At 73.1% G+C, this 2,614-nt stretch carries 3 protein-coding genes; 2 read left to right on the forward strand and 1 reads right to left on the reverse strand.

What is annotated here, in order from left to right:
• A partial coding sequence (locus CVO76_RS16675) for a helix-turn-helix domain-containing protein (protein WP_208740186.1) occupies positions 1-334 on the reverse strand: 334 nt, incomplete at its 3' end.
• A 65-nt stretch (positions 335-399) separates the two neighbouring features.
• Here CVO76_RS16675 and CVO76_RS16680 point away from each other — a divergent pair.
• Positions 400-1,248, forward strand: coding sequence for an ATP-binding cassette domain-containing protein (locus tag CVO76_RS16680; protein ID WP_208740187.1), 849 nt, complete (start codon positions 400-402; stop codon positions 1,246-1,248).
• A 3-nt stretch (positions 1,249-1,251) separates the two neighbouring features.
• A partial coding sequence (locus tag CVO76_RS16685; RefSeq protein WP_208740188.1) for a YhgE/Pip domain-containing protein occupies positions 1,252-2,614 on the forward strand: 1,363 nt, incomplete at its 3' end.

The following is a 2,614-nucleotide window of genomic DNA, read 5'->3' on the forward strand; positions in this document are numbered from 1 at the left end:
CTCCGCGGGCGAGGTAGCGGGCGGTGTGCAGGACGGTCTCGTCCAGCGACGTCACGTCATCGAGCTGGCTGAGGACGTCCGCGGCGGTGTCGGCCAGCCGTTCGCCGAGCAGGGTGGCGAACAGTTCCTGCTTGGAGCCGAAATTGGAGTAGACGGCACCCTTCGTGTACCCGGCGCGTTCGGCGATGGTGTCGAGCCGGGCTGCCACGTAGCCGATCTCCTCGAAGACCTCCAGGGCCGCGGCGAGCAGGCCCGCGCGGACGTCCTCGCGGCGCGGGCGACGCCGCGGCCTGCCCGCCGTCGTGCTCGATGCTGCCGTACCCGATGCTGTCATGTGTCCTCCTCCATTTACGATACCATTGGTATTGAATACTCTCGGTATTGAAATGAAGGACCGCGATGACCCTCTCCCTGCTCCCTCCGAACGATGCCTCCCGGGCGCATCCCGCTCCGGCCCTCGAGGCCGAGGACCTGATGCTGCGCGCCGGGCAGCGGACCATCTTCGAGGGCGTTTCCCTCCACGTCACCGCCGGATCGCTCGCAGTCCTGGCCGGCGCCTCCGGGACCGGCAAGAGCGCCCTCGCACTGGCGCTCGCGGGACGGCTGCCCGTCACCTCGGGGCGCATGACGGTCCTGGGCCTCGCACTGCGGCGCTCTGCAGGAGCCGTGCGGCGGAGGGTCGGATTCACGGGCAACGCCACCGTGGTGCCGCTCGACGAGACGCTCACGGTGAAGCACCATGTGGCCGAGGCACTCACGCTCGCCGGGCCGTGGTGGAAACACTCGGCATCACGCCACCGGGTGGACCGCACCATCACCGCAGCCAATGACCTGCTCACAGCGCTCGGGGACGCGCTCGGCGACGACCCGGCGGTGAAGCCGCTCGCCCAGGCACGCCTGCACCGCACCGAACTCGTCCGCGATGCGTCGCCCGTGGCGCGATTCACGCTGAGCCTCGTCCTCGCCCTCGTCTCCGGCCCCGACCTCCTCGTCGTCGACGATGTCGACCAGCTCCGCACCGCGGACGAACGCCGTGCGGCGTGGGCCGCCCTCCTGACCCTGGAACGCACCCGGGACCGGAACGGCATGCCGTTGACCATCGTCGCCACCTGCCAGGACTGGCAGGGACTGGACGACGTCCTCGACGCCGGGCACCCCCTCGCTGCGCTTCCCCTGCGCCCCGTCCACGTCCACGTCCTCGGCGACTCCTCGCCCTCCGCAGCACCCACGACCCCCGAAATCAGGTAACCCGTGTTCTCCCTGCTCCGCACGGAACTCTCCCGTTTCCGCATCACCCTGAAGTCCAGGGCCGCGCTGCTGGTCATCGCGATCATCCCTGCGCTGTACGGCGGGCTCTACCTCGCCGCCAACTGGGACCCCACGGGCCAGCTCGGGAACCTCACGGCCGCCGTGGTCGACGAGGACCAGCCGGCCGTCTCGACCGGCCCGGACGGCGCCGAGACCACCGTCTCGGCGGGGGCGGATCTCGCCGAACGACTGACCTCCGCCGACGACGCCGGCTTCACCTGGGTCGCCGTCAGCGCCGACGACGCCCGGGAGGGCCTCGACGACGGCACCTACGCGGCGACCCTCGGGATTCCCGCCGACTTCTCGTCGCGGCTCGCCTCGATCGGCGGAGATGCCCCGGCCCAGGCGATGCTCGACATCACCACCAACGACGCCGACAGCTACATCGTCGGCCAGGTCGGCAACACCGTCGCCGCGAACCTGCAGCGCCAGGTGCGGTCCGGCGCCACCGAGGACTACCTCGACAGCATCTACCTCGGCTTCTCCTCGCTCCACGGCAGCCTCACGGAGGCCGGCGAAGGCGCCGGCAGGATCGCCGACGGCGCACAGGGCGCGGACGAGGGATCGGCCGCGCTCGTCGTCGGACTGGGCAGCCTCGTCGACGGCAGCGCCGAGCTGTCCTCCGGGAGCGCCCAGGTCGCCGGCGGTGCAGCCGACCTCTCGACCGGTGCAGCCGACCTCGCCGGCGGCCTGCAGCAACTCGACACGGCGACGGCGGACCTCGTGCCGCAGTCGCAGCAGCTGGCCGAGGGTGCGGACACCGCGGCCGCCGGAGGGGCAGCCCTCGAGTCCGGAGCCGCCCAGGTCGCCGCCGGCACGCAAGCGGTGGCCGACGGCGCCGCCCGGTCCGCCACGTCCGCGGCCGGCCTGGCCGACGGTCTCGGCGATGTCGCTGCCGGCGTCACGCAGGTCGGGAACGGGGCCGATGCCCTCTCCGCAGGCGCCACCCAGCTCGGGGCGGGGGCGGGTCAGGCTGCCACGGGCTCCCGTGCCGTCGCCGACGGGCTCGTCCAGCTCGCCGCGGGCTACGGCTCCCTCCCCGAACCCGAGCGGCTCGCAGCCCTCCAACGCCTCGCCTCCGTCGCCGACGCCGCCGCGACCGGCAGCGAGCAGGTCGCGGCCGGCACGGGAGCCCTCGCCACCTCGGCCGCCGACCTCGCCGCCGGCGCCGCAACCGCCGCCGGCGGGGCGTCCGCAGCCGCTGACGGGGCCGCCCAACTCGCCACAGGAACGCAGACGCTCGCGACGGGGGCGGAGGACACCGCGACCGGTGCCGGCGACGTCTCGCAGGGTGCGTCCGGTACCT

The organism is Arthrobacter agilis, assembly GCF_002953615.1.
Taxonomy (GTDB): domain Bacteria; phylum Actinomycetota; class Actinomycetes; order Actinomycetales; family Micrococcaceae; genus Arthrobacter_D; species Arthrobacter_D agilis_B.